General features: G+C 37.6%; 1 protein-coding gene. It reads right to left on the reverse strand.

Annotated elements, in window-relative coordinates; all coding sequences use genetic code 11:
• Positions 1–202: 202 nt before the first annotated feature.
• Entirely contained in the window at positions 203–1,540 is a 1,338-nt protein-coding gene (locus NHH16_RS15335; protein ID WP_262070462.1) for a transposase, read from the reverse strand.
• Between the last annotated feature and the right edge of the window lie 107 nt (positions 1,541–1,647).

Raw genomic sequence — 1,647 nt, forward strand, 5'->3', positions numbered from 1 at the left:
CAGCTCTGAAAGGTAAATCTTTTTATAGTCATTGATTAATGGGATTTTTTAAAAAAATATCGTTATCCACAGATTAGCTAAATAACAGCTCCTTAGAAGGGGAGTTATCCACACCAGATAGGTATACTAACCCTTTATTACCTTTTTTTGATATTTTTTTATTTTTTACTTCCCATTAATCACCACCTTTGCTATTATCTTATTAGCAGGTGACTTTATTGTCTCCCGCTTTTGGGTTGAATATATCTTCTCTTATTAGTTGCCGTGCAAAGCTGGCTAATAGGTCTGAAGATATATTTTTTTCTGTTCTTTTCTGTCCCAGCCTTCTTAAATAGCGATAAACATACAGCTGCCTAAAGATGTCGGCTATCTGGGTTAACAGATAATGATTCTTTAGTGCGGTACTATTCTTACTATTCCCATGCTCTAAATCATAACGAAGATTTTTTTGGACATTAAATCCCTCATTTTCTATCATCCAACGCTTGCGCCCTACCTGTGCCATCTTTTCCGCATTACTACTAGTTATGGTAAAACTTGTAAGCCATTGAAACGTGGTCTCTACTATCTTACCGTCTACATTTCTACTTTCTTTATAACGTAACATATTTATTAGCTTCCCCTTATAATCAAGCTCATTTGCGAATTCACTCTTTCCATCCCTTCCCGCTTCCCTTTCCGGCAAAGATTCATATTCCTTTTGTAAGGTCGGAATACTACCTTTTTTATAGCGAATGATAAAATCCCAGTCATTCTCTCTGCACAACTCGAAGACTGGGTTACTAGCATAAAGACTATCGCCAAGCAAACAGATCGGCAAGCGTGGGTACTCTTTTTTTAAACGCCTAGCCAAGCGTTTGAAGGCCTTTGTTTCACAATCCTGTTTTATCTCTTCTGCACTCATTTCTTTCTGTTGCACGGCATCTATACTGTTATTTTCAATGAACTCTGTATCTAGGCTTATAATAAGACCATCACCTAGTACTATCTTTGCCTCCAGTACCACACGGTACCAAACACAGTGTTCTTCGCCATTTTCAGTCACATGCTTCTGCACCAAACAGTTTCCATCCTGTTCTTTTCCATACACTTGCAACCAGGTCGCATCTACTATGACAAGCCATTTCTTTTTATAACGACCGTTCTCAAAGCTACGTCCACGCAACAATTTAGTTACAATGTCTTTGCGAACCTTCCGGAGCTCCGCGATATCCACATTCTTTAGATACTCATTTAGGGTAACATAGTGGGGTAATTCCTCATTATTATTAGAAAACAGATTAGAAATATTTTTTATACACTCCTCTTGATTAAAGCGTTCTGTCATCTGTTGCATCGATTCGATTCCACATATGTTCTTTAACAATCCCGTACCCAGCATGGTTGCCGGCGTGTAGGTAATATAGCGTACATCACGTGGATCTCTCGTTGCGTTTAATCTATTATTGAATTCCGGATAATAATGGCTAATACTATCTCTTAATGCAATAACGGGCTCTGTTTCTGATTTTTTTAGTATTCTTCGTTCTGCACGTGTCATTTTTATTTCCTTTGCGATAAACTTTTTTATTTATCTTACCACAAATGCACTAATGCAGCCTGTATATAGGCTGCATTAGTGCGAATTATTTTTACCTTTCAGAGCTG

This window comes from Ohessyouella blattaphilus, assembly GCF_024721265.1.
GTDB classification, from domain to species: Bacteria; Bacillota; Clostridia; order Lachnospirales; family Lachnospiraceae; genus Aequitasia; species Aequitasia blattaphilus_A.

Coding starts and splice junctions, on each gene's coding strand:
- NHH16_RS15335 (WP_262070462.1), bottom strand. CDS start 1,540: ATGACACGTGCAGAACGAAGAATACTAAAAAAATCAGAAACAGAGCCC.